Genomic DNA, 23392 nt, shown 5'->3' on the forward strand with positions numbered 1-23392 from the left:
CCACGTCTCAACGCCCCTTGCCGTGTCAAGTTCCGCCCGGCCAGGGCGACTGTTCCGCCGCGAGCCCGTTTGAACTGGCCCAGAAGAATGGGCCTGCTAGCGATTGCCCCACAAGCCCTGGCCTGCGACATAGCTCAGATGGCACCCACCCCCTCTATCCCCAAGGCCGCATTCTGGATGGCGCTCTCGATCACGTCATTCCTGGCGATGTCGGTTGCCGGCCGGGCCACGACGGCCGAACTCAACGTCTTCCAGGTGCTTGAACTGCGCTCGGTGATCGGCTTCTTCATCCTCCTGCCGCTGGTGATGGCGAGCGGCGGCTTTGCCGCGATGCGCACGCAACGCCCGCTTGCCCATATCGCGCGCAATGTCGTCCACTATACCGGCCAGGCGGCCTGGCTCTATGCCCTGACGCTGATCCCCCTGGCGGTGCTGATCTCGATCGAATTCACCACGCCGATCTGGACGGCGATCCTGGCGGTGACCTTCCTTGGCGAAAGGCTGAGCCGGGCCAAACTGGCCGCGGTCGTTCTCGGGCTCATCGGTGTGGTGATTATCGTCCGCCCCGGCGCAGGCGCGATCGATGCCGGGCATCTGGTGGTGCTGGGCGCCGCGGTCTGCTTCGGCATTTCGCTGGTCCTGGTCAAGTCGTTGACGCGAACCGACAGCGTCGTGCGCATCATCTTCTGGATGCTCATCATCCAGTCCGTGGTCGGCCTCGTGCCGGCACTCTATGAGTGGCGCAATCCGTCGCTCGAATTGTGGCCATGGATCCTGCTGATCGCCTTTACCGGCATGTCGTCGCATTTCTGCATGGCACGCGCGCTCGGTTATGCCGACGCCACCGTGATTTCACCGATGGATTTCCTGCGCGTGCCCCTGTCGGCGCTGGTCGGCTGGCTGCTTTACCAGGAACAGATCGACGTCTTCACCGCCGGCGGCGCGCTGCTGATCCTGATGGGCAATCTGCTGAACCTTCAGCGCAAGCCGATAAAGCCAGCCGAGGCCGCAGCGTCATAGCAGGCTCAAATCCCTTCGTCGGGGATGTTGAGGATGTGCCCGCAGGCCTTGCAGTGCACGGCATCGGGTTCATGCCGTTGCAGGCCGCATTGCGGACAGGGATAGAAAACCTTGGCAGGCCGGAAGATCGCCTGCGCCAGCCTGACGAACAGCGATATGCCGATGATCATGGTGACGATGGCCGTCAGCTTGCCGGCGATACCGGGCAGCACGATGTCGCCGAAGCCTGTCGTGGTCACCGTGGCAACGGTGAAGTAAAGCGCGTCGACATAGTTTTCCAGCCCCGCTCCGTTGCGGAAGAAGAACGTGTAGACGAAGCCGGTGACGACGAACAGAAACGTCAAAAGGTTGATGACCGCATGGCTTGCCTCGCGCCAGGGTCGCAAGCCGCGCATCTGGAAATGCCGCCAGATCGAACCGCTGCGCGACAACGACCATAGCCGCAGGATGCGCAGGAAGCCGAGACTGGCGAGCGCCGTCGGCATCAGCAGCGTCAAGAGGATGAAGACATCCACCCAGGAGGTCGGCTGCTTCATCAGCCGCAGCATGTCGTTGGAGGCGAGCAGCCGGGCAAAAAGGTCGGCGGCGACAAGCGCCGCCACCGCATAGTCCAGCCACAGAAACGAATCCGACTGCTGGATGACGGGCGTCGCGATGAAGAAAGCGATGATGGCGAGGTCGATGACGACCGCCACCAGTTGGAACCGGAAAGCGGCCGGCGAGCGCCCGTGATAGAGCTTTCGCAAGCTATCGCGCAGCCGCGCCATTCCCGAAAGATCGCGAGATCGGTTGTTGTCGGCGGTGTTCATGAAAGCCGCGACGAGGCAAGCCGCCAATGGCGGCCGCCGGACCGCGATCCGCCAGCGGCGATGGTCACACCAGCTCCACTTCGACCACGCCCGGCACGGCCCGCATCGCCGAGGCGATCTGCGGCGACACGCGATAGCCCCCCTGCAAGGCGATCTCGATCTCGCCCTGTGCTTCCTCCTTGATCACGATAATGCTCACCTGGCTCTCGCCGCGTTGGGTAAGCTGAGACTGGATCATCGAGGCAGGCCCATCGTTTCTGACGAAAATGCGCAGCGCCTTCTGGATGCGGCTGGCCTCATCCTCGAGCGACTGCACCGAATTGATACGCAGGTTGACGCCCTCGGGCCTGTCTTCGGCCGCCACGGTGATGACGACGGAGCGCCCGGCTTCCAGAAGATCGCGATACTGTGCCAGTGCTTCCGAGAACAGCACGGCCTCGTACTGGCCGGAAGTGTCGGAAAAGGCCACGACGCCCATCTTGTTGCCGGTGCGCGTCTTGCGCTCCTGCTTGCTGGTGACGGTTCCCGCCAGGCGGCCGGCGGCGGCGCCCCGCTTGACGGCGGCCGAGAACTCCGCCCAGTTCTGCACCCGCATCTTCTGCAGGGCGGCCTTGTATTCATCGAGCGGATGAGCCGAGAGATAAAAGCCGACAACCTGGAATTCGCGGTGCAGCCGGTCGGCGGCCAGCCACGGATCGGTCGCCGGCAGGTTAAGCGCCTGCGACTGCGCCCCAAGCGACGCGCCGAAGATATCGGCCTGGCCGGAAACGGCATTCTGTTGGGCAAGCGAGGCAAGGCCCATCATGCGCTCGACGCCGGCCATCATCTGGGCGCGGTCGTGGCCGAAACAGTCGAGCGCGCCGGCCATGATCAGGCTTTCGAAGACGCGTTTGCCGACGATCTTGGGGTCGACGCGCTCGCAGAAATCGGCAAGGCTCTTGAACGGCTTTTCGCCACGCACCGCCACAATATGCTCGACCGCAGCGTCGCCGACCCCCTTGAGCGCGGCCATGGAATAGTAGATGCGGTTCTCCCCGACCTCGAAGGGACGGAAACTGCTCATCACGGAAGGCGCCAGAACCTCGATACCGAGGCGCAAGGCGTCCTGGCGGAAATCGGCGAGCTTGTCGGTGTTGCCCATATCGAGCGTCATCGAGGCCGCCAGGAACTCCACGGGATAATGCGCCTTGAGATAGGCGGTCTGATACGACACGACGGCATAGGCGGCGGCGTGCGATTTGTTGAAACCATAGTCGGCGAACTTGGCCAGCAGGTCGAAGATGAAGTCGGCTTGCGGCTTGCTCACACCGCGCTCGACGGCTCCGGACACGAAGCGTTCGCGCTGCTTGTCCATTTCGGCGCGGATCTTCTTGCCCATGGCGCGTCGCAGAAGGTCGGCTTCGCCGAGCGAATAGCCGGACAGCTCCTGCGCGATCTGCATGACCTGTTCCTGGTAGACGATGACGCCTTGCGTCTCCTTCACCAGATGGTCGATCTTGGGGTGGATCGAGGCCATCTCCTCCTCGCCATGCTTTCTGGCGTTGTAGGTCGGGATGTTCTCCATCGGGCCCGGACGGTAGAGCGCGACCAGCGCGATGATGTCCTCGATACAGTCCGGCCGCATGCCGATCAGCGCCTTGCGCATGCCGGCACTTTCCACCTGGAACACGCCGACCACCTCGCCGCGCGACAGCATGGCATAGGTCTCGGGATCGTCGAGCGGGATCGTCGCCAGATCGATATCCACGCCGCGCCGGCGGATCAGCTTCACCGCCGTTTCGAGCACCGTCAGTGTCTTCAGGCCGAGGAAGTCGAACTTCACCAGGCCGGCCTGCTCGACATATTTCATGTTGAACTGGGTCACGGGCATATCCGAACGCGGATCCCGGTACATCGGTACCAGCTGCGACAGCGGCCGGTCGCCAATGACGATGCCGGCGGCGTGCGTGGAGGCGTGGCGGTAGAGCCCCTCCAGCTTCTGCGCCATGTCGAGCAGCGTCTGGACGATCGGTTCCTTCTCGGCCTCCTCGGCAAAGCGCGGTTCATTGGCGATGGCGTCCGCCAGCTTGACCGGATTGGCCGGATTCTGCGGCACCATCTTGGACAGTTTGTCGACCTGGCCATAGGGCATCTGCAGCACGCGGCCGACGTCGCGCAGCACGGCGCGCGCCTGCAACGTACCGAAGGTGATGATCTGGCCGACCTGGTCGCGGCCGTATTTCTGCTGGACGTAACGGATCACCTCCTCGCGCCGGTCCTGGCAGAAGTCGATGTCGAAGTCGGGCATCGACACGCGGTCCGGATTGAGGAAGCGCTCGAACAGCAGGGAAAAGCGCAGCGGATCGATGTCGGTGATGGTGGTGGAATAGGCGACCAGCGATCCGGCGCCCGAGCCACGGCCAGGGCCGACCGGAATGCCTTGCGACTTCGCCCATTTGATGAAGTCGGCAACGATCAGGAAGTAGCCGGGGAACTTCATCCTCTCGATGATGCCGAGCTCGAACTCGAGCCGCTCGCGATATTGCTCCACCGTGTAGCCGGGTGTCGGCCCGTGCAAGGCAAGCCGCGCGTCGAGCCCTTCCCGCGCCTGGCGGGCAAGTTCGGCGGCCTCGGCCTTTTCCGCAGCATCCTTGTCGGAGGCGTCGCCACCCGTGAAGCGCGGCAGGATCGGGCTGCGGTTTTTCGGGTAGTAAGAACAGCGCAGCGCGATCTCGATCGTGTTGTCGATCGCTTCCGGCAGGTCGGCGAACAGCTGCGACATGTCGGCCTGGCTGCGCAGGAAATTGTCCGGCGACAGCCGGCGGCGCGTATCGACAGCGACCACCGAGCCCTCGGCGATGGCTATCAGCGCGTCGTGCGCCTCATAATCGTCGCGCGAGGAGAAAAACGCTTCATTGGTCGCAACCAGGGGAAGCGCGTGCGCGTAGGCGAGTTCGATTGTCTGGTGTTCGATGATCCGATCGTAACCCGCAACCCGTTCCAACTCGACATAGAGACGGTCGCCAAACAGCGTCTTGAGTGTCGCCATCCGAGCCTCGACCAGATCGCGGCGATCCTCCTTCAAGGCGTTGCCGATCGGGCCGCGCGGCCCGCCGCTCAGGCAGATCAGCCCGTCGGCCTGCCCCTCCAGCATGTCGGTGGTGAGATGCACAGCCTCGCCCGGCGGGGTCTCCAGATAGACCCGGCTGACCAGCCGGACAAGATTGGAATAGCCCGCTTCGGTCGCCGCGATCAGGACGACCGGCCGCATCTCCGGCCCTTGCCGGCGGCGGTCACGCTGGCCGTCGCTGCTTTCTCCGGAAAAGGCGAGCGCGATCTGGCAGCCGATGATCGGCTGGATGCCATCCTTAACCGCCTTCTGCGCGAATTCGAGCGCGCCGAACAGATTATTGGTGTCGGTGACGGCGATGGCCGGCGCCTCGTCCTTCACCGCATGGCCGACGATCTTGCCAAGCTGAAGCGCGCCTTCGAGCAGCGAATAGGCCGAATGTACGCGCAGATGCACGAAAGGCCGCACCGGCGCCTTGGGCGGCATGGCAGCGATCACGGCTTCGCGTTTCAAGGGGTCGCGTGGAAGTCTCTCATCCGCCATGGTTTCTCGCGCTGCCCGCAAATCTTGAGTCGATGGAGATGTATTGTCCCGGACCGGGCTAAACCAGTCCAGCACAAACCGATCCTGACCACAGGTTCGACCGACCTGCTGCGAACGCCTTCGGGCCGCCGGGGTATGCCCCCAGATTGTCTCAGGCGAATTCCATGATTACCGCATCGACGGCCAGGCTGTCGCCCGGCTTGGCGTTGAGTTTGGCGACGGTCAGGTCACGTTCGGCGCGCAGCACGTTTTCCATCTTCATCGCCTCGACCACGGCCAAGGTCTCGCCGGCCTTGACCTCCTGCCCTTCGGCAACGGCGATCGACACGACAAGGCCCGGCATCGGGCACAGCAGCAGTTTCGACGTGTCAGGCGCCACCTTCTCCGGCATAAGCCTTTCGAGTTCGGCCGTGCGCGGCAGCATGGCGCGCGCGGTCACCGACATGCCTTTCCAGGCGATACGCAGACCATTGGCCACCTGCCGGATCTGGGCGGCCACTCCATGCCTGCCGACCGTGCCGCGCCAGATCAGGTCGCCCGGCCGCCAGTCGGATGACACGGTCAGCGGTTTGCCGCCGTCGATCGACAGGTCGACTTCCATCGGAATGGAAATCATGCCTTCGAGGATGGATGCGCTGAGATAGTCCTCGCCGATCTTCACCACCCAGTCGCGCTTGAGCGCGCCCGAATGCGGCGCCAGCCGGCCGCCAAGCCTGTCGAGGCGGTCGCGGCGCAGCAATTCAATCGCGGTCGCGATCGAGGCCAGCACGGCCTTTTCCCCGGAATCGGGCGCGACAGGAGCAAAGCCGTCGGGATATTCCTCAGCGATGAAGCCGGTCGACAGCCTTCCCTCGCGCCAGCGCGGATGCTGCATCAGGGCGGCCAGGAACGGGATATTGTGTTCGATGCCGTCGACGACGAAACTGTCGAGCGCTTCCGACATCGCATCGATGGCCTGGATGCGGGTTGGCGCCCAGGTGCAGAGCTTGGCGATCATCGGATCGTAGAACATCGAAATCTCGGAGCCTTCGGTGACCCCGGTGTCGTTGCGAACGACGACATCGCCGAATTGCCCCTCCTCCGGCGGCCGGTAGCGCGTCAGCCGACCGATCGACGGCAGGAAATTGCGATAGGGATCCTCGGCATAGAGGCGACTTTCCACTGCCCAGCCGTTGAGCTTCACATCGCTCTGTTTGAGAGCGAGTTTCTCGCCGGCGGCGACACGGATCATCTGTTCGACCAGATCGATGCCGGTGACAAGCTCCGTGACCGGATGCTCGACCTGCAATCGCGTATTCATTTCAAGGAAATAGAAGTTTTTGTCCTTGTCGACAATGAACTCCACAGTGCCGGCGCTCTGATAGTCGACCGCCTTGGCCAGGGCCACCGACTGTTCGCCCATGGCCTTGCGCGTCTTGGCATCGAGGAACGGCGATGGCGCCTCCTCGGCGACCTTCTGGTTGCGGCGCTGAATCGAGCATTCGCGCTCACCCAGATAGAGTGCGTTGCCATGGGCGTCGGCCAGCACCTGGATCTCGATGTGACGTGGATCGACGACGAATTTTTCGATGAACACGCGATCGTCGCCGAACGAGCTCTTGGCCTCGGAGCGGGCCCGGTCGAAACCGTCGCGCACTTCCGACTGGTTCCACGCGATGCGCATGCCCTTGCCGCCGCCGCCGGCCGAGGCCTTGATCATCACGGGATAGCCGATCTCGCCGGCGATTTTCTCGGCATGATCGGCATCCTCGATGACGCCAAGCCAGCCCGGAACCGTCGATACCTTGGCGGCGTTGGCAAACTTTTTCGATTCGATCTTGTCGCCCATCGCCATGATCGTCTTGGGCTTCGGGCCGATAAAGACAATGCCTTCCTTCTCCAGCGCCTCGCAGAAGGCCGCCCGTTCGGACAGGAAGCCGTAACCGGGGTGCACAGCCTGGGCGCCGGTCGCCTTGCAGGCGGCGATGATCTTTTCCGGAACCAGGTAACTCTGCGCGGCGGGCGCCGGCCCGATATGCACCGCCTCGTCGGCCATTTCGACATGCACGGCATCGCGATCGGCATCCGAATAGACCGCGACGGTGGCAATCCCCATCTTGCGCGCCGTCTTGATGACGCGGCAGGCGATCTCGCCGCGGTTGGCGATCAGGATTTTCGTGAACATTAAAGGCCTTCCCTCGGATGCTCCCTCTTCTTATGGGCTTCGAGACATAGGCTCAAGCGCTTCGAGGCGGTCCAAGAAACCAAACCTTTCGGCTTGCCAACGTCATGCCGCCTGCCGGAAGGTGCGACCGTCGCCACCGGAACCGACGCATGAAGCCAGACGCAGTGCATATCCTTTTGATCACGGGACCCGCAGGCGTCGGGAAATCCACCGTTTGCTGGGAGATCGGCAAGCAGCTTGCCAGTGCGCAGATAAGCCATGCGATCATCGAAACCGACGAACTGGACCGGGTTTATCCCCGCCCCAAGGCCGAAGAACTGGAGCTTTTGCGACCTGGCACAACCGATATCAGCACCATCAACCTGGCGGCGATCTGGTCGACATATCGTGCGATGGGCCACTCACGACTGGTAATGTCGGGCGTCATGATGCATCTCGCCTTCGACCTTCGCTGGATTCTCGCCGCGATACCGGACGCCGAAATCTCGGTGGTGCGCCTGCAAGCTTCGCAACCGATACTGACCGAGCGCCTGAGCCGGCGCGAGGTTGGATCTGGCGCGGAAGAGCAGTTGCAGCGCACCCTCAATCAGGCACGGCGCATGGCGGAGGAAGACAAACAGGGTTTGCTTCAGATAACGACGGACGGCAAAGCTCCAGCGGAACTGGCGGATGCGATCCTGCGGACTGCTGGCTGGTATGCTTGATAAACGCCTGGACGAATGATTTTGCGTCATCATTCGTCGCCAAGATGGGTTGAATCGGCGCAGGAATGCTGAAACCTTGGACACAAAATTGCATTGGAGGAATTTCTCATGAAAACCCGCGCCGCCATCGCCGTCGCCGCCGGAAAACCGCTGGAGATCATGGAGGTCGACCTCGACGGTCCGCGCGATGGCGAGGTGCTGGTCGAGGTCAAGGCGACCGGCATCTGCCATACCGATGAGTTCACGCTGTCGGGCGCCGATCCGGAAGGGCTGTTCCCGGCCATCCTCGGCCATGAGGGAGCGGGCGTCGTCGTCGATGTCGGCAAGGGCGTCACCTCGGTCAAGAAGGGCGACCATGTCATTCCGCTCTATACGCCGGAGTGCCGGCAGTGCCCGTCCTGCCTGTCGAGGAAAACCAACCTTTGCACCGCCATCCGCGCCACGCAGGGCCAGGGCCTGATGCCCGATGGTTCCTCGCGCTTCTCGATCGGGAAGGACAAGATCTTCCACTATATGGGCTGCTCGACCTTCTCCAATTTCACCGTGCTGCCCGAGATCGCGGTAGCCAAGGTCAATCCCGACGCTCCATTCGACAAGATCTGCTACATCGGCTGCGGGGTGACCACGGGCATCGGCGCCGTCATCAACACCGCCAAGGTCGAACAGGGCGCCACCGCTGTCGTCTTCGGCCTGGGCGGCATCGGCCTCAATGTCATCCAGGGCCTCAGGCTTGCCGGCGCCGACATGATCATCGGCGTCGACCTCAACAACGACAAGAAGGCCTGGGGCGAGCGGTTCGGCATGACGCATTTCGTCAACCCGAAGGAAATCGACGGCGACATCGTCCCTTATCTCGTCAACATGACCAAACGTGGCGCCGACCAGATCGGCGGCGCCGACTACACGTTCGACTGCACCGGCAACACCAAGGTGATGCGCCAGGCGCTAGAGGCCTCGCATCGCGGCTGGGGCAAATCGGTCATCATCGGCGTCGCCGGCGCCGGCCAGGAGATTTCGACGCGTCCGTTCCAGCTGGTCACGGGCCGCACCTGGATGGGCACGGCCTTCGGCGGCGCGCGCGGCCGCACCGATGTGCCGCGCATCGTCGACTGGTACATGGACGGCAAGATCCAGATCGACCCGATGATCACTCACACGCTGAAGCTCGAGGACATCAACAAGGGGTTCGACCTCATGCATGAGGGCAAGTCGATCCGCAGCGTCGTCGTTTACTGAAGCCAAAGCCACAAGCCGCCGACCAACCGGCCAGCGACCTCTGTGGTTCTTAAACTGGGAGGAAATGGAATGGCGGAGAAACTGCATCACTCGATCGACAATGGCCTGCCCAAGGAGAGCGCCGGCTTTGCCGGCGGCACTCTGGTCTGCGCCTGCACCAGCAAACCGGTGAAGGTGAAGGTCAAGGGCCAGATCGCGCATAACCACGCCTGCGGTTGCACCAAATGCTGGAAACCGGACGGCGCGGTGTTTTCGGTGGTTGCCGTAGCCGGCACGGGCGACGTCTCCGTCACCGAGAATGGCGACAAGCTGAAAGTGGTCGACCCGGCGGCGCTGATCCAGCGCCATGCCTGCACCGGCTGCGGCGTCCACATGCATGGGCCGGTAGAGCGCGACCATCCCTTCAAGGGGCTGACCTTCATCCATCCCGAGCGCTTCGAGGAGGATGGCTGGTCACCCCCGGGCTTCGCCGCCTTCGTGTCGTCGATCATCGAATCCGGCGTCGACCCCAAGCGCATGGACGGCATTCGCGGCCAGTTGAAGAAGACCGGGCTTGAGCCTTATGACTGCCTGAGCCCCGGCCTGATGGACTATATTGCCACCTGGACGGCCAAGAAATCCGGTGCCTTGCCGGCCTGACAGTTCCGGGATTTAGAGATATGGGGGCCGGACACGTTCCGGCCCCTGCCCGTTTCGGAGAGACGATGCCAGCACCCTTGATCTACGTCGACGCCGACGCCTGCCCGGTCAAGGCCGAGGTGGAAAAGGTCGCCGAGCGGCATGGCGTGGTCGTCACCTATGTTTCCAATGGCGGCTTGCGCCCGTCTCGCGATCCGATGATCTGCAATGTCGTCGTCTCCAAGGGTGCCGACGCGGCCGATGACTGGATCGTCGAGAACGCCAAGGCCAACGATATCGTTGTGACAGCCGATATCCCGCTTGCCGCGCGCACGGTGGCGCTCGGCGCGCATGTGCTGGGGCCGACCGGCCGCCCGTTCACGCCCGAGACCATCGGCATGGCGGTCGCGATGCGCGACCTCAAACAGCACCTGCGCGAAACCGGCGAAAGCCGTGGCTTCAACGCCAGCTTCACCCAGAAGGACAGATCGCAGTTTCTCGGCGAACTCGACCGCATCTTGCGGCGCGCCTTGAAATCCGCCACACCGGATTAGAGACCGAGCGCCATCCAGGGTGGAGACCGCCATGGCCGTCGAAACGGCGATCAGCAAGCCCATGCAGCGCCACATGCTGTTCGCAATGTCGGCGTGTGTCGGTATCCTCGCGCTCCTCGTGGCGCTGCTCCTGCACGCACCGCTTGCCTATTCGATCGGCGCCAACGCATTTTTCGCCGCCTACGTCGTTCTTGTCGTTTCCCAGATGCCGAAATTCACCGGCAAATATCTGAGCAAGAACGCGCGCGCCACGGACCAGCCGGTGCTGGTCATCTTCGCCGTCACGCTCATTGTTGTCGTCGTCGCCGTTATCTCCCTGTTCCTGCTGATCAATCAGAAGGACAAGGGCCATCCGCTCGAACTCGTCTTCGCGCTCATGTCGATCCCGCTCGGCTGGTTCACCATCCACGCCATGGCGGCGCTCCACTATGCGCATGTCTACTGGATGGACGGCGATGAGGTCGACGCGAAGACAAAGAAGAAGATCCCCGTGGGCGGCCTGCTGTTCCCAGGTGATACCAGGCCTGAAGGCTGGGACTTCCTGTACTTCTCGGCGGTCATCGGCATGACGGCGCAGACCGCCGACACCAACATCTCGACGACCCATATGCGCTGCGTCGTGCTCGTCCATTCGATCCTGTCGTTCTTCTTCAACACCGTCATCGTCGCCGCCGCCGTCAACCTCGCCGTCAGTCTCGGCGGCCCATGATATGGGCCCCGTAATAAATCCGTGATCGCATGAAACATCGGTTTGGATCGCGACGTATCAGGGGGACAATGAACGTGCAGGTCACACAGCGGGCCGGGAGACGAGACAGATGGAATCCGTTGCCAGAAGCCAATCCGAGATTGGACCGGGCGCTCCGGCCTCGAATGACAAGACGCTGATCTACCGGCAGTCGCGCTGGACGCGGCTGACGCACTGGATCTGGGCCATCTCGTTGTTCTTCATGCTGCTTTCCGGCCTGCAGATCTTCAACGCCCGGCCGCAGCTCTATATCGGCAAGCAATCCGGTTTCGGCTACGACAACACCATCTTCGAGATCGGCGCCGAAAACACCAGTGCCGGCCCGCGCGGCTATACCGAAATCTTCGGCCACCGCTTCGACACGACAGGCGTGCTCGGCTGGTCAGGCCCTCCCGGCAACGAAACGGCTCGCGGCTTCCCGTCCTGGGCGACGATACCGTCCTATTACGACCTCGGCACGGCCCGCGTGATCCATTTCTTCTTTGCCTGGATCCTGACCACCACCTTGATCGTCTGGCTGATCGCCAGCCTGATCAATGGCCACATCCGCCGCGATCTGGCGCCACGCCTGGATGACTTGAAGCGCCTGCCGCAGGATGTCGCCAACCACGTCAGGCTGAAATTCCACCACACGCGCGAATACAACACCCTGCAGAAGATGGCCTATGGCGGGGTGCTGTTCGTGCTGTTGCCGCTGATGATCATCACCGGCCTTGCCATGTCGCCCAGCATGAACTCGGTGCTGCCGTTCCTGAACGATCTGCTCGGCGGCCGGCAGACGGCGCGCACCATCCACTTCACCGTCATGGTGCTGCTGGTCGCATTCTTCATCATCCACATCCTGATGATCCTTGCCGCCGGCCCGATCAACGAACTGCGCTCGATCATCACCGGCTGGTACCGCACCGACCCTCCCGCGCATGACGACAAAGCCGCCGAGAGGAGTGCCTGAGATGGCGAAGTTTCAGATCAGCCGCCGGAAATTCCTTACCGGAGCGAGCCTTGGCCTTTCCGGCATTGCCCTCTCGGGCTGCGATGCCTTCGACAGCCAGCTCAGCATCGGCAGCGGCCTGCGCAGTTTCCTCGAGAACGCCAATGACCTCACACACCGCGCACAACGCCTGCTCGCCGGCCGTGATTCTCTGGCGCCGGAATTTACCGAGGCCGACATCCGCCAGCCAATGCGGCCGAATGGCGTGACGTCGCCCGACGATGATGACTACAAGGCCATGCTGGCCAACAATTTCGCCGATTGGCGGCTGGAAGTTTCAGGTCTTGTCGAAAAGCCGCTGTCGTTGACCCGCGAGCAGTTGCAGAACATGCCGAGCCGCACCCAGATCACCCGCCACGACTGCGTCGAAGGCTGGAGCTGCATCGCCAAATGGACCGGCACGCCGCTGTCGCTGGTGCTCGACCAGGCGATGGTCAAGCCGCAAGCGCGATACGTGATGTTCCATTGCCTGGATACGATCGACCGCAGCCTGTCCGGCGACATCAAGTATTACGGCACGATCGACCTCATCGATGCCCGCCATCCGCAGACGATCCTCGCTTACGGGCTGAACGGCAAGCCGCTGCCGGTCGAGAACGGCGCGCCACTACGCGTGCGCGTCGAGCGCCAGCTCGGCTACAAGATGCCGAAGTATCTCTATAAGATCGAGCTTGTCGACGGTTTCGCCGATGTCGGCGGCGGTCGCGGCGGCTATTGGGAGGACAATGGCTACGACTGGTATGGCGGCATCTGATATTGAGAAAGCAGATGTTAAACCAATGGTTTGATCGCCTTTACTAAGCCACCTTGTCGAGCAGCGGCTTTAGCGCCGGATGGATTTCCGGCGAGGCGTGCTTGATCAGGGTCAGCAGTGCACGCTCGTTCTCGTGCAGAGGCCGATTCAAGCCGATATGGTCGACCAGCCATCTGGCTTCGCCGGCATCGATCGTCTCGGCGCGGCGGGCGAGCGCTTCGGAGGCTCTGTTCCTGGCCTCCCACTCGGCTTCGATATCGCCGGGCGAGCGATAGGACTCGATGATGCCGGAAAGGCCGCCTGAGACCATGCGGCGGAAGAAGCCGCCGACTTCCGGATCGGCGTGATCGAGGAAATTTTCCTGGCGTAGCGCCACATCGCGGGTCGGCGCTTCATAGCCCGCCGAGCACATGACGAAGTTGGCGATCGCCTTGACGAACAGCTCGTTCCAGGCCGGATCATTCTTGGCCTGGGCGGTGCGCTCATTGATCTTGAACAGCACCTCGGCCTCACCCCTTGTGATGGCAATGTTGCCTTCGCCGCCATGGGCATGGAGGATGCGGCGCAAGAGTTCGACCTCGGCCCTGGCGATCAGGCCAGGCACCAGCGCGCCGCCCAGCATCAGCGGCCCCTTGCCGTCGATGACGGCGTGGGCCACCTGCTCCAGCGCGTAGACGCAAAGCCGGCTCGGCGAGGATTTCGCCTCTTCCAGGACATGGACCAGCAATTCGAGTTCGGTGCGGCTGTCGACCATGCCGTCACGCGAGATCGTGCGGACCAGCCAGTCGGCATTGTCCTGCGAGATATAGCCCGCGGGCTTTTCCTGATGGACGATGTAGTCGGTCACCGCCTCGACGAAGAACGGCGCCCATTCATCGCATTTGTCGCGCGCCGTCTGGTCGAGCGCGAACAGCGCCTCGGCCTCGCCGCGGGTCACCACGCCGTCCGCGAACACTTCGCGGCGCAGCATCACCACGTCTTCCGCCGCGATTCGGTTCTTCGAAGTCAGCCCCGCCACCGGCGCGCTCATGATCAGTTCGCCCATCTTTCGTCCCCGTCCGCCGGAAGAAGGGCCGGCGCCATTCTCCTCGGTATATCAGGAGTGTCTTGAAAAACCGGCAAACGGCGTGGTTAGCGAAGACTTGTCGAACAATTCATGCCACCGGGAATGATCCGTTCCAGCCAGATGCGCTTTCGATGTCGCTGACAGGTGACAAGCCGTCGCGCCCGGGCTATGGATGGCGCGTCGAGGGCTCGAGGTTTCGAGTCCTACCTGTTTGCGGGAGAGAGCAGCGAGAGCTGCCGCCGAAGGGGAAATCGCCCGAAATCTCTCAGGCAAAAGAACCGTAGACGGGAAAGACACTCTGGAAAGTCGGGGCTTGCCCCCGCGCCGAAGGTGTAAGCGCCGCTGACAGAGTTCCGGCTGCGCGAGTCTCTCAGGCTTCAGACAGAGGGGCACGGACTGGCCGCCATCAGCGGCCGTTTGCGTGCGACTCTGGAGATGACATGACGGGCGACGACGACAAACACCTTCCCCTCGAGGATATCCACACCGCCGTCGGCGCGCGCTTTGGCGCCTTTGCCGGCTGGTCGATGCCGCTGACCTATCCGGCCGGCGTCATGAAGGAACATCTGCATACACGCGAGCATGCGGGCCTTTTCGACATCTCGCATATGAAACTGTTCGAGGTCAGCGGTCCGCAAGCGATTGCGCTGCTCGACCGCGCCTGCCCGCTGGACGCCGGCACGCTCGAAATCTCGCAATCCAAGCTGACCTTCTTCCTCAACGAAGCCGGCGGCATCCTGGACGACCTGATCGTCACCCGCCTTGGCAACGAGCGTTTCATGGTGGTCGCCAATGCAGGCAACGCCGTGGCCGACGAAAAACATCTGCGGGAGCTCGCCAGGGATTTCGACGTCAGGGTCGAACCGCTCGACCGCGTCTTCCTGGCCATCCAGGGACCGGAAGCCTGGGCGGCGCTGTCACGCGCCGGCATCGAGACCGGCTCGCTCCTGTTCATGCATGGGGTCGAGCCGCGCAAGAACTGGTTCATGAGCCGGTCCGGCTATACCGGCGAGGACGGTTTCGAGATCGGCTTGCCGGCGGCCGACGCGCGCGAGCTTGTGGCGAAACTGCTGGAAGATGAGCGTGTGATGTGGATCGGACTTGCCGCGCGCGACAGCCTGCGGCTAGAGGCCGGGCTCTGCCTGCATGGCCAGGATATCACGCCGGAGACCGATCCGGCCGCCGCTGCCCTGATGTGGGCCATCCCCAGGGATATCAGGGCTACCGGCGCTTTCATTGGCGCCGATGCGCTGCCGGCCGCCGTGGAACGCGGCCCGCCGCAAAAGCGCGTCGGATTGAAGCCCGAGGGCCGCCAGCCGGTGCGCGGGGGTGCTGCGCTGTTCGACGCCGACGGCAACCCCGCCGGCCATGTCACCTCGGGCGGCTTTGGACCTTCGGCCGGCCATCCGGTCGCCATGGGCTACGTCTCCACATCGCTGGCCAAGCCCGGGACCCGGGTTTTCGCCGACGTGCGCGGCACGAAAATCCCGGTCGACGTCAGCCCCCTGCCCTTTACCCAACATCGCTACCGCAAAGGATAATCTCATGGCAAAGACCTATTTCACATCGGATCACGAGTGGCTCAGCGTCGAGGGCGGCATCGCCACGGTCGGCATTACCGACTACGCGCAGGAACAGCTTGGCGATCTCGTCTTCGTCGAACTGCCCGATGTCGGGAAAAAGCTCACCAAGGGCGATACGGCCGTCGTGGTCGAGTCCGTCAAGGCCGCTTCGGATGTCTACGCACCGGTCGATGGCGAGATCACCGAAGCCAACGGTACGCTGTCCTCGGACCCGTCGCTGGTCAACTCGTCGGCATCGGGCGCCGGATGGCTGTGGAAGATGAAGCTCGCCGACGAAAGCCAGCTCGCCGGCCTCATGGATGAAGCCGCCTACAAAGCCCATATCGGCTGACAGCAGGACATATCGACATGACCGCAGTACCCTACCCCTTCTCGGCCCGCCACATCGGCCCCGGCCTCAACGACGTCAGGGCGATGCTCGCCGTCATCGGCGTGCCCTCGGTCGAGACGTTGATCAGCCAGGCCGTGCCGAGATCGATCCGGCTTGACCAGCCGCTCGCTTTGCCGGCTGCGGCCAGCGAAGCGGAAGCGCTGGCCGAATTGTCGGCGAAGATGGCCGGCAATACCGTGTTGAAGAGCTTTATCGGCGCCGGCTACCACGGCGTCCACGTGCCGCCGGTGATCCAGCGCAACCTGTTCGAGAATCCGGCCTGGTATACCGCCTACACGCCTTATCAGGCGGAGATCAGCCAGGGCCGACTGGAAATGCTGTTCAATTTCCAGACGCTGGTGGCCGAGTTGACCGGACTGCCGGTGGCGTCGGCTTCGCTGCTCGACGAAGCGACGGCGGTCGCCGAGGCGGTGGGCATCGCGCTGCGCCATCATCGCGACAAGCGCACCAAGGTGGCGCTCGCCGGCGCGCCCCACCCGCAGACTCTGGACGTCGTGCGCACGCGCGCCGAGCCGCTCGGCATTGAGGTCGATGGCGAGACGATCGACGACAACACGGCCGCGCTGCTCGTCTCCTGGCCTGATACCCATGGCGTCTATGGCGACCACAAGGCCGCGATCGACAAAGCCCGCGCGGCGGGCGCGTTGGTGGTTTTCATCGCCGACCCGCTCGGCTTGACCTTGACCGACGCCCCGGCAAAGCTCGGCGCCGATATCGCCGTCGGGCCGATGCAGCGTTTCGGCGTGCCGATGGGCTTTGGCGGCCCGCACGCCGCCTATTGCGCCGTCTCCGACAAGCTGACCCGGTTGATGCCCGGCCGCCTGGTCGGCCAGTCGACCGACAGCAAGGGCCGCCCCGGCTACCGGCTGGCCCTGCAGACGCGCGAGCAGCACATCCGCCGCGACAAGGCCACCTCCAATATCTGCACCGCGCAGGCGCTGCTGGCCAACATGGCGACGGCTTACGCGATCTGGCATGGCCCGGTCGGTTTGCAGGCGATCGCCGGTCGCATCCATGACCTCGCCAACCGTCTGGCGGGCGGTCTCAAGGCTGCCGGAGTGAGCGTGCTGGGAGTCAGCCGTTTCGACACGGTCACGGTGGAAGCGAAGGGCAAGGCCGCGCAGATCGCCGCCGCCGCCGAAAAGACCGGACGGTTGCTGCGCGTCATCGATGCCGACCATGTCGGCGTCAGCTTCGACGAGACCTCGACAGATGTCGACCTGGACGCGATCGCGGCCCTGTTCGGCGCCAAGGCCGGCACCTCCGCCGAAAGCACGATGCCCGGCAAGCCGCGCGGCAAGGAGTTTCTCACCCAGCCGGTGTTCCATGAGAACAAGTCGGAAACCGAAATGATGCGTTTTCTGCGCAGGCTGGCCGACAAGGACCTGGCGCTCGACCGCGCGATGATTCCGCTGGGTTCGTGCACGATGAAGCTCAACGCGGCGGCCGAAATGATGCCGGTGAGCTGGCCGCAGATCGCCAATCTGCATCCGTTCGCGCCGGCCAGCCATTCTGCGGGCTATCGCGCCATGATCGGCGACCTGGAGGGCTGGCTTTCCGAGATTACCGGCTTCGATGCCGTCAGTCTCCAGCCGAATGCGGGAAGCCAGGGCGAATATGCCGGACTGCTGGCCATCCGCGCCTATCACCGCTCGCGCGGCGAAGGCCATCGCACCGTCTGCCTGATCCCGTCCTCGGCGCACGGCACCAATCCGGCGAGCGCGGCGATGGCCGGCATGAGCGTCGTCGTCGTGCGCTGCCTGGAAGACGGCAACATCGATATGGACGACATGCGGGCCAAGGCCAACGAGCATTCGAAGAATCTCGCTGCGCTGATGTTTACCTATCCGTCCACCCACGGCGTCTACGAGGAAGGCGCGCGCCATCTCTGCGCGCTCATCCACGAGCATGGCGGCCAGGTGTATTTCGACGGCGCCAACCTCAACGCGCTGGTCGGCCTCGCCCGCCCCGGCGACATCGGCGCCGATGTCTGCCACATGAACCTGCACAAGACCTTCTGCATTCCGCATGGCGGCGGCGGCCCCGGCATCGGCCCGATCGGCGTCAGGGCGCATCTGAAGCCCTACCTGCCGGGCCATGTCACCGAAGGCTCCGCCCATGCAGTGTCGGCGGCTCCGTTCGGCAGCGCCTCGATCCTGCCGATCACCTGGATGTACATCCGCATGATGGGCGGTTCGGGCCTGAAACAGGCGACCGAGACGGCCATCGTCTCGGCCAACTACGTGGCGACGCGGCTCGCGCCGCATTTCCCGCTCCTCTTCAAGGGCAGGAGCGACCGCGTCGCGCATGAATGCATCCTCGATACCCGCGTGCTGAAGGAGAGTGCCGGCATCAGCGTCGACGACGTCGCCAAGCGCCTGATCGACTACGGCTTCCATGCGCCGACCATGTCGTTCCCGGTCGCAGGCACGCTGATGGTGGAGCCGACCGATTCCGAGCCCAAGCGTGAACTCGACCGCTTCTGCGAGGCGATGATCGCCATCGCCGGAGAGGCCGCGAAAGTGGCAAGGGGTGAATGGCCGCTGGCCGACAATCCGCTGGTCAATGCCCCCCACACATCGGCCGAGACGCTGGCCGGCCAGTGGAACCATCCCTATTCGCGCCTGGAAGCGGCTTACCCCGCCGGTGACGCGGATACGGCCGCAAAGTACTGGCCGCCGGTGTCGCGCATCGACAATGTCGCCGGCGACCGTAACCTTGTCTGCTCCTGCCCGCCGCTTTCGGATTATCTGGGCGCGGCCGAATAAATCACGCGGAGCGCAAGGCCGGCCTGACCGGCTCGGCCTTGCCCATTCTCTTGCCGTTGACGACGCAGTTGCGGCCGGCGCGCTTGGCGGCATAGAGCGCGGCGTCCGCCTCGGCCAGCACGTCATTCAGGCTGCTGCCGCCTGCCTCGCCAAAGCCGATGCCGCCGCTGACCGTGCTGCGTAACGGACCGTGCTGGGTGGCAACGATCTCGGTGCCGAAGGCAACACCGATCTTGCTGGCGAGATCATGTGCCCGCGCTTCCGTCATGCGTGTCATGACGATCGCGAACTCCTCGCCACCCAGGCGGAAGGCGTCCACGCCGGTCCTGGCATATTTCCTGATGACGGCGGCGAACCGGCACAGAACCTGGTCGCCGACCGGGTGGCCGTAAACGTCGTTCGTCTTCTTGAAGTGATCGAGATCGAACATGGCGATAGCCATGAACGGACCGAACGTCCGCTCGCCATAGAGGGATGTCAGCCCCCGACGGTTCATCAGTCCGGTCAATGGATCGGTCATGGTTTCGGCCTTCAGCTCGATCTGCGCCTGCAGATGGTGAAGAGAGAGCGTCAACGCACCAAGACCGGTCATGCACGCCACCGCCACGACGGAATTCAGCCGCTCGGCCCAATTGTCGGGCGCCACTGCGAGCGTCCATTGCCCGTTGGCCAGAAGAACCACGCCGCAAAGGGCAAACGATACCGCGCAGCTGCCGCTCAAGAAGGAAACCACCAGCAGGATCCGTCGATCGTGGCTGCCGTTTACCCAGAACATCACGCCTATCGCCGAGAGCAGCGGCGTTACCGTCGCATAGGTGACGATGAAACCGATGCCATCAAGGCCGAGGAACGTCACGGCCGCGCAAACGGACATGGCGGCAAGCGTCGGCACCACGGCACGCCTGTGGTCCGGCACGCCAAGATACTGCATTGCCGAAACGCATATGATCAGGAAGCCGAGATTGAGCAAGGCGAGTGCGATCTGGCAGAGCGCCGGATCGGGCTCCCTCGTGTACCGCCAGAACACGATCACATGCGCGACCAGCACGAGGATGCCGCATGCCACCGTCAGCACGAAACGAGCCCGCGGCGCGGTAAACCAGATCGCGAACATGGTGACGGCCAGGCAGGTGCCCGACAGCGCGGCCGCAAGCAGAAGCGAACTGAAATCCAGCATATCGGGCGGGGGCCTCTTGAGCGTCGGCGTTTGCCTGGCATTCTAGGCCAGCGGCAACCCTCAGATACGGTTTTCAGCCGATCGTCCGACCCAAGCTGCGGTTAGGGTTTACAAAGCGTCGATACAAGCTGCCCGAAACCGCGCCGATGGCCGGCGCGAGGATTGACAGGCATCACCCCTTGTTCAGAAGCGCGAGATTGGCGTTGACGACCGTGGGGTCGGCCATGCCGGCCCTGGCTTCCAGCAGCAATGCCTTGGCCTTTTTCTTGTTGCCGCGCAGCAACTGCGAGTAGCCCATATTGTTGACGACCTGCGGCTTGCGGCCGGCGACCTTCAGCAGCTGGTCATAGGCGCGGTCGGCAAAATCGAAACGGCCGAGTTCATCATAGGAAGCGGCGAGCCCCATCCAGGCCTCGGCATTGTCGGCCTTCAGCTCGACCGCCTTGCGGAAATGCTGTTCGGCCAAGCCGTAATTGGCGTCGCGAAACTGCGCCTTGCCTTGCGCCAGGTCGGAAGCGCTGACGTCCTTGGCCCTCGGCGGGATCGCCGTGGTCTTGGTGGTGTCGACATTGTCGTTCGTCGTGCACCCGGTAACCATCAGGACGGCCGCCACCATGGCCGCCGCCGCGAATCTTGTCTGACGCATGCCCTGCCCCGTCGCCCGATTTGTCGGGTCGTTCTCTGGGAAAGACACTACAGCACAGCGATTAAGCTTCGGTGCCGAAATGCACCTAAGATTTGGTTTCCGCAGAACCGCCTATTAACCACCAGCGGCAGGCTTGAACACTTTGGGCTACCGCCGAAGTACAGGTTAGAAAAAGTCGCCCAGAAATGCCGCCACGGCGTCCGAGATGCCGACAACCTTGTTCGTCGCCTGACGGTAGAATTTGAAGTTGAGCTCGGTTTCCGGCCGGCCGTCATGCCAGTCCGTAAGACGTTTGAGTTCGTTGCGGCCCAGCGGCCGCCTGGCCAGCGCCGTGCGCTCGATGGCAAGGCTCACGCGTGGCGTCTGCCGGGCTACGCCGGGCGTGCGCGCGACCGCTTCGACCGACGTGACGACGCCGCGCGCGACAAGGCCCTGGCCGCCTTCGTTCTCGCTGGCGAACAGGAAAATCTCGTCGCCTTTGGTTATATGCTTGCCGCCATACATCGTCTTCTGCGCGGCAAATGCGAACGTCTTCGCCCTGATATCGGTGATTTCGGCCTTGATCGCGAATGCCATGAGCGCAGTCTATTTGAACGATACCCGCATCGAAAGGCGGCATCGCCGGCAACCGTCAATAATGTCCGCTGGTCATTTTGACGATGATCGGAATGATCGCGATCATCAGCACCACCGGCAGGATGCACACGGTCACCGGTATCGACATCTTGGCCGGCAGGGCATGCGCCTTCTCCTCCGCCAGCGACATGCGCTTGTGGCGCATTTCGTCGGAGAAGACCCGCAGCGCGCCCGACAGGCTGGTGCCGAGTTCCTTCGACTGCTGCAAGAGCGTGGCGAAGGAGCGTACCTCGTCGAGGCTGAGGCGATCGGCGAGCGCCTTCAGAGCGTCGTCCAGGCTGCGCCCGGCCCGCAATTCCAACGACACCAGTTGCAGGTTCTGGCTGAGCGAAGGGTAGGTCTTGGCGAGTTCCTTCGAAACCCGCTCGATACCGGCCTCCATGCTCATTCCCGCATCCGAGCAGACGATCATCAGATCCATGAAGTCGGGAAAGCCATTGCGGTATTCGCGCATCTTTTCCCGCGTCTTCTGTGTCAGCACGAGGCTGGGCAGGAAGTAGCCGGCCACGCCCGAAAGGATCACGAACGCCCAGCGGCTGGTCATGGTGGCGTCGGCACTGGCCATCCAGCGATTGACGATAAAGGCGCTCATCGCGGCGCCGATCAGCATCGAGAACCTGATGATGAAGAACATGCCGACGGCGCGCGGCTCCATGTAGCCGGCCTGGATGAGCTTCATGCGCAGCCGCGCGACGTTTTCGGGATCGCTCTTGGCGTAGAACTCCTGCGCCCGCTTCACCGCCTTCTCGCGCACGACATCGGTGTTCTTCTTCTGCACCGGCTCGGCTTTGGCCGCCGCCGGACTGGCATCGACCTTAAGCCGGCGCTTCACGTCGTTACGGTCTCCCTTCGCCACAACCATGGGCCACGCGACCGCGGCGCTGCCCAGGGCCAGCAGCAGGATGGCCACCGGCATCAGCGAGGTGGGCGCGAGCGAGGCAAGGAATTCGATGAAGCCCTGCATCTCAGAACCTGAAGTTCGACATCTTGAACATCATGAGATTGCCCAGCATCAGCCAGGTGACCGAGCCGCCGATCAGGTACCAGGTCTTGGGTTCGCCCCAGACGTCGCGGTAGAAGCCAGGCATCAGCGCCATGATGCCGGCAAAAAGCAGCGCCGGTATCGCCGTCAGGATGTAGGCCGACATGCGGCCTTCCGTGGAAATGGCGCGCACCTTGCGGCGTAGCTTGCCGCGCTCGCGGATCGTCAGCGCCAGGCCGTCGAGAATCTCGCGCAGGTTGCCGCCTGAACTCGACTGGATCGAGACCGCGGTGACGAACAGCGGCAGATCCTCATGGCCGACCCTGTCGAACAGCGAATTCAACGCCGAAACCAGATCGGAGCCATAAGTCACCTCGTCGGCGATGACACCGAATTCGGTGCCGATCGGATCCGGCATCTCGCGCGACACCATGGCGATGGCCACCGGCACGGGGTGACCGGCCTTGAGGCCGCGCGTGATCAATTCCAGCGCCTCCGGCAGCTGCGCGCCGAAACGCTTGTGCCGACGCTTGCGCATGAAGCGCATCGTCATCACCGGAACCAGCGGTACGAGCACGAGAAACAGGATAAGGGCCATCAGCAGCGGCAGGCCGTACCAAACGGCGACGAGCGCCATGGCCATCGCCACAGCCGTGGTGATCATCAGGAACTTAGACAGCGGCATGATCATGCCGGACTGCGTGCGCAGCGCCCGGAACCGGTCCGGCGAGAACAGCGAGGAACCGGCTTCGAGGCCGCGCTCCTTGCGCAACTGGATCAGCACCTGTTCCTGGCTGATCTTGTTTTCCTGAAGCTTCATGCGCCGGTTGATGGCGGTGCGCTTGTCAGTGCGGCCGGCATAGAGCAGGTAGCAGGCCTCGGCGATCATGATGCCGGTCAGCGCGGCTGCGGCATAGACGACATAGAGCGCACTGAACCCGTCGAACACGTGG

20 protein-coding genes and 1 riboswitch are annotated in these 23392 nt (G+C 63.4%); of the genes, 11 read left to right on the top strand and 9 right to left on the bottom strand.

Annotation, left to right across the window (positions count from 1 at the left end; translation table 11 throughout):
- The first annotated feature begins 138 nt into the window (after window positions 1–138).
- Window positions 139–1020, top strand: coding sequence for a DMT family transporter (locus J0I79_RS06255; RefSeq protein WP_292855759.1), 882 nt, complete (start codon window positions 139–141; stop codon window positions 1018–1020).
- A 5-nt stretch (window positions 1021–1025) separates the two neighbouring features.
- Here J0I79_RS06255 and J0I79_RS06260 read toward each other — a convergent pair whose 3' ends face one another.
- The 3 genes from J0I79_RS06260 to J0I79_RS06270 form a co-directional block, all read right to left on the bottom strand.
- Window positions 1026–1829, bottom strand: a complete 804-nt coding sequence (locus J0I79_RS06260) for a potassium channel family protein (protein ID WP_292855761.1) — start codon at window positions 1827–1829, stop codon at window positions 1026–1028.
- Window positions 1830–1893: 64 nt separating this feature from the next.
- Window positions 1894–5364, bottom strand: coding sequence for a DNA polymerase III subunit alpha (gene dnaE / locus J0I79_RS06265; protein ID WP_292855860.1), 3471 nt, complete (start codon window positions 5362–5364; stop codon window positions 1894–1896).
- A gap of 208 nt (window positions 5365–5572) precedes the next feature.
- Window positions 5573–7585, bottom strand: a complete 2013-nt coding sequence (locus J0I79_RS06270; RefSeq protein WP_292855763.1) for an acetyl/propionyl/methylcrotonyl-CoA carboxylase subunit alpha — start codon at window positions 7583–7585, stop codon at window positions 5573–5575.
- A 149-nt stretch (window positions 7586–7734) separates the two neighbouring features.
- Here J0I79_RS06270 and J0I79_RS06275 point away from each other — a divergent pair, with 149 nt between their 5' ends.
- From J0I79_RS06275 to J0I79_RS06305, 7 genes are all read left to right on the top strand, one after another.
- Window positions 7735–8289 carry an AAA family ATPase gene (locus J0I79_RS06275; protein ID WP_292855765.1) on the top strand — a complete coding sequence of 185 codons (555 nt, stop codon included), beginning with the start codon at window positions 7735–7737 and terminating at the stop codon, window positions 8287–8289.
- A gap of 108 nt (window positions 8290–8397) precedes the next feature.
- Window positions 8398–9525, top strand: a complete 1128-nt coding sequence (locus J0I79_RS06280) for an S-(hydroxymethyl)glutathione dehydrogenase/class III alcohol dehydrogenase (protein WP_292855767.1) — start codon at window positions 8398–8400, stop codon at window positions 9523–9525.
- 69 nt (window positions 9526–9594) lie between these two features.
- Window positions 9595–10164 carry an S-(hydroxymethyl)glutathione synthase gene (gene gfa / locus J0I79_RS06285; RefSeq protein WP_292855769.1) on the top strand — a complete coding sequence of 190 codons (570 nt, stop codon included), beginning with the start codon at window positions 9595–9597 and terminating at the stop codon, window positions 10162–10164.
- 65 nt (window positions 10165–10229) lie between these two features.
- Entirely contained in the window at window positions 10230–10697 is a 468-nt protein-coding gene (locus J0I79_RS06290) for a YaiI/YqxD family protein (RefSeq protein WP_292855771.1), read from the top strand.
- 31 nt (window positions 10698–10728) lie between these two features.
- Window positions 10729–11406 carry a DUF1345 domain-containing protein gene (locus J0I79_RS06295; RefSeq protein WP_292855773.1) on the top strand — a complete coding sequence of 226 codons (678 nt, stop codon included), beginning with the start codon at window positions 10729–10731 and terminating at the stop codon, window positions 11404–11406.
- A 109-nt stretch (window positions 11407–11515) separates the two neighbouring features.
- A complete protein-coding gene (locus J0I79_RS06300; protein WP_292855775.1) occupies window positions 11516–12397 on the top strand; it encodes a cytochrome b/b6 domain-containing protein in 882 nt (293 codons plus the stop codon).
- A gap of 1 nt (window position 12398) precedes the next feature.
- Entirely contained in the window at window positions 12399–13190 is a 792-nt protein-coding gene (locus J0I79_RS06305; RefSeq protein ID WP_292855777.1) for a molybdopterin-binding protein, read from the top strand.
- A gap of 43 nt (window positions 13191–13233) precedes the next feature.
- Here the strand turns inward: J0I79_RS06305 and J0I79_RS06310 are convergent, their stop codons facing one another.
- Complete coding sequence (locus J0I79_RS06310) at window positions 13234–14235, bottom strand: hypothetical protein (RefSeq protein WP_292855779.1); 1002 nt, start codon at window positions 14233–14235, stop codon at window positions 13234–13236.
- Between the two features lie 225 nt (window positions 14236–14460).
- Window positions 14461–14547: riboswitch (glycine riboswitch) on the top strand.
- A 149-nt stretch (window positions 14548–14696) separates the two neighbouring features.
- On the opposite strand from J0I79_RS06310, the gene gcvT reads away from it, so the two are divergent.
- From gcvT to gcvP, 3 genes are read left to right on the top strand one after another with little or no spacing between them, the layout of a single operon-like run.
- Window positions 14697–15797 carry a glycine cleavage system aminomethyltransferase GcvT gene (gene gcvT / locus J0I79_RS06315; protein ID WP_292855781.1) on the top strand — a complete coding sequence of 367 codons (1101 nt, stop codon included), beginning with the start codon at window positions 14697–14699 and terminating at the stop codon, window positions 15795–15797.
- A 4-nt stretch (window positions 15798–15801) separates the two neighbouring features.
- Entirely contained in the window at window positions 15802–16170 is a 369-nt protein-coding gene (gcvH, locus tag J0I79_RS06320) for a glycine cleavage system protein GcvH (RefSeq protein WP_292855783.1), read from the top strand.
- Window positions 16171–16187: 17 nt separating this feature from the next.
- Window positions 16188–18998 (top strand): aminomethyl-transferring glycine dehydrogenase, encoded by a 2811-nt coding sequence (gene gcvP, locus J0I79_RS06325; protein ID WP_292855785.1) that lies wholly within the window; start codon window positions 16188–16190, stop codon window positions 18996–18998.
- Between the two features lies 1 nt (window position 18999).
- Here gcvP and J0I79_RS06330 read toward each other — a convergent pair whose 3' ends face one another.
- From J0I79_RS06330 to J0I79_RS06350, 5 genes are all read right to left on the bottom strand, one after another.
- Window positions 19000–20175, bottom strand: a complete 1176-nt coding sequence (locus J0I79_RS06330; RefSeq protein ID WP_292855787.1) for a diguanylate cyclase — start codon at window positions 20173–20175, stop codon at window positions 19000–19002.
- Window positions 20176–20347: 172 nt separating this feature from the next.
- On the bottom strand, window positions 20348–20821 hold the full coding sequence (locus J0I79_RS06335) for a tetratricopeptide repeat protein (RefSeq protein WP_292855789.1): 474 nt from the start codon (window positions 20819–20821) through the stop codon (window positions 20348–20350).
- A 165-nt stretch (window positions 20822–20986) separates the two neighbouring features.
- On the bottom strand, window positions 20987–21397 hold the full coding sequence (locus tag J0I79_RS06340; protein ID WP_292855790.1) for a hypothetical protein: 411 nt from the start codon (window positions 21395–21397) through the stop codon (window positions 20987–20989).
- Between the two features lie 55 nt (window positions 21398–21452).
- Window positions 21453–22421 (bottom strand): type II secretion system F family protein, encoded by a 969-nt coding sequence (locus tag J0I79_RS06345; protein WP_292855791.1) that lies wholly within the window; start codon window positions 22419–22421, stop codon window positions 21453–21455.
- A gap of 1 nt (window position 22422) precedes the next feature.
- Complete coding sequence (locus tag J0I79_RS06350) at window positions 22423–23388, bottom strand: type II secretion system F family protein (RefSeq protein ID WP_292855793.1); 966 nt, start codon at window positions 23386–23388, stop codon at window positions 22423–22425.
- Between the last annotated feature and the right edge of the window lie 4 nt (window positions 23389–23392).

This window comes from Mesorhizobium sp., from assembly GCF_017306585.1.
In the GTDB taxonomy this organism is placed as follows: domain Bacteria; phylum Pseudomonadota; class Alphaproteobacteria; order Rhizobiales; family Rhizobiaceae; genus Mesorhizobium.

Bases quoted from the DNA above. Each gene is read 5' to 3' on its own strand.
- J0I79_RS06305 (WP_292855777.1), top strand. From the start codon at position 12,399: ATGGCGAAGTTTCAGATCAGCCGCCGGAAATTCCTTACCGGAGCGAGC.
- J0I79_RS06345 (WP_292855791.1), bottom strand. From the start codon at position 22,421: ATGCAGGGCTTCATCGAATTCCTTGCCTCGCTCGCGCCCACCTCGCTG.
- J0I79_RS06300 (WP_292855775.1), top strand. From the start codon at position 11,516: ATGGAATCCGTTGCCAGAAGCCAATCCGAGATTGGACCGGGCGCTCCG.
- gcvT (WP_292855781.1), top strand. From the start codon at position 14,697: ATGACGGGCGACGACGACAAACACCTTCCCCTCGAGGATATCCACACC.
- J0I79_RS06295 (WP_292855773.1), top strand. From the start codon at position 10,729: ATGGCCGTCGAAACGGCGATCAGCAAGCCCATGCAGCGCCACATGCTG.
- J0I79_RS06275 (WP_292855765.1), top strand. From the start codon at position 7,735: ATGAAGCCAGACGCAGTGCATATCCTTTTGATCACGGGACCCGCAGGC.
- gfa (WP_292855769.1), top strand. From the start codon at position 9,595: ATGGCGGAGAAACTGCATCACTCGATCGACAATGGCCTGCCCAAGGAG.
- J0I79_RS06270 (WP_292855763.1), bottom strand. From the start codon at position 7,585: ATGTTCACGAAAATCCTGATCGCCAACCGCGGCGAGATCGCCTGCCGC.
- J0I79_RS06340 (WP_292855790.1), bottom strand. From the start codon at position 21,397: ATGGCATTCGCGATCAAGGCCGAAATCACCGATATCAGGGCGAAGACG.
- J0I79_RS06255 (WP_292855759.1), top strand. From the start codon at position 139: ATGGCACCCACCCCCTCTATCCCCAAGGCCGCATTCTGGATGGCGCTC.
- dnaE (WP_292855860.1), bottom strand. From the start codon at position 5,364: ATGCCGCCCAAGGCGCCGGTGCGGCCTTTCGTGCATCTGCGCGTACAT.
- J0I79_RS06260 (WP_292855761.1), bottom strand. From the start codon at position 1,829: ATGAACACCGCCGACAACAACCGATCTCGCGATCTTTCGGGAATGGCG.
- J0I79_RS06290 (WP_292855771.1), top strand. From the start codon at position 10,230: ATGCCAGCACCCTTGATCTACGTCGACGCCGACGCCTGCCCGGTCAAG.
- J0I79_RS06335 (WP_292855789.1), bottom strand. From the start codon at position 20,821: ATGCGTCAGACAAGATTCGCGGCGGCGGCCATGGTGGCGGCCGTCCTG.
- gcvH (WP_292855783.1), top strand. From the start codon at position 15,802: ATGGCAAAGACCTATTTCACATCGGATCACGAGTGGCTCAGCGTCGAG.
- J0I79_RS06280 (WP_292855767.1), top strand. From the start codon at position 8,398: ATGAAAACCCGCGCCGCCATCGCCGTCGCCGCCGGAAAACCGCTGGAG.
- J0I79_RS06330 (WP_292855787.1), bottom strand. From the start codon at position 20,175: ATGCTGGATTTCAGTTCGCTTCTGCTTGCGGCCGCGCTGTCGGGCACC.
- gcvP (WP_292855785.1), top strand. From the start codon at position 16,188: ATGACCGCAGTACCCTACCCCTTCTCGGCCCGCCACATCGGCCCCGGC.
- J0I79_RS06310 (WP_292855779.1), bottom strand. From the start codon at position 14,235: ATGGGCGAACTGATCATGAGCGCGCCGGTGGCGGGGCTGACTTCGAAG.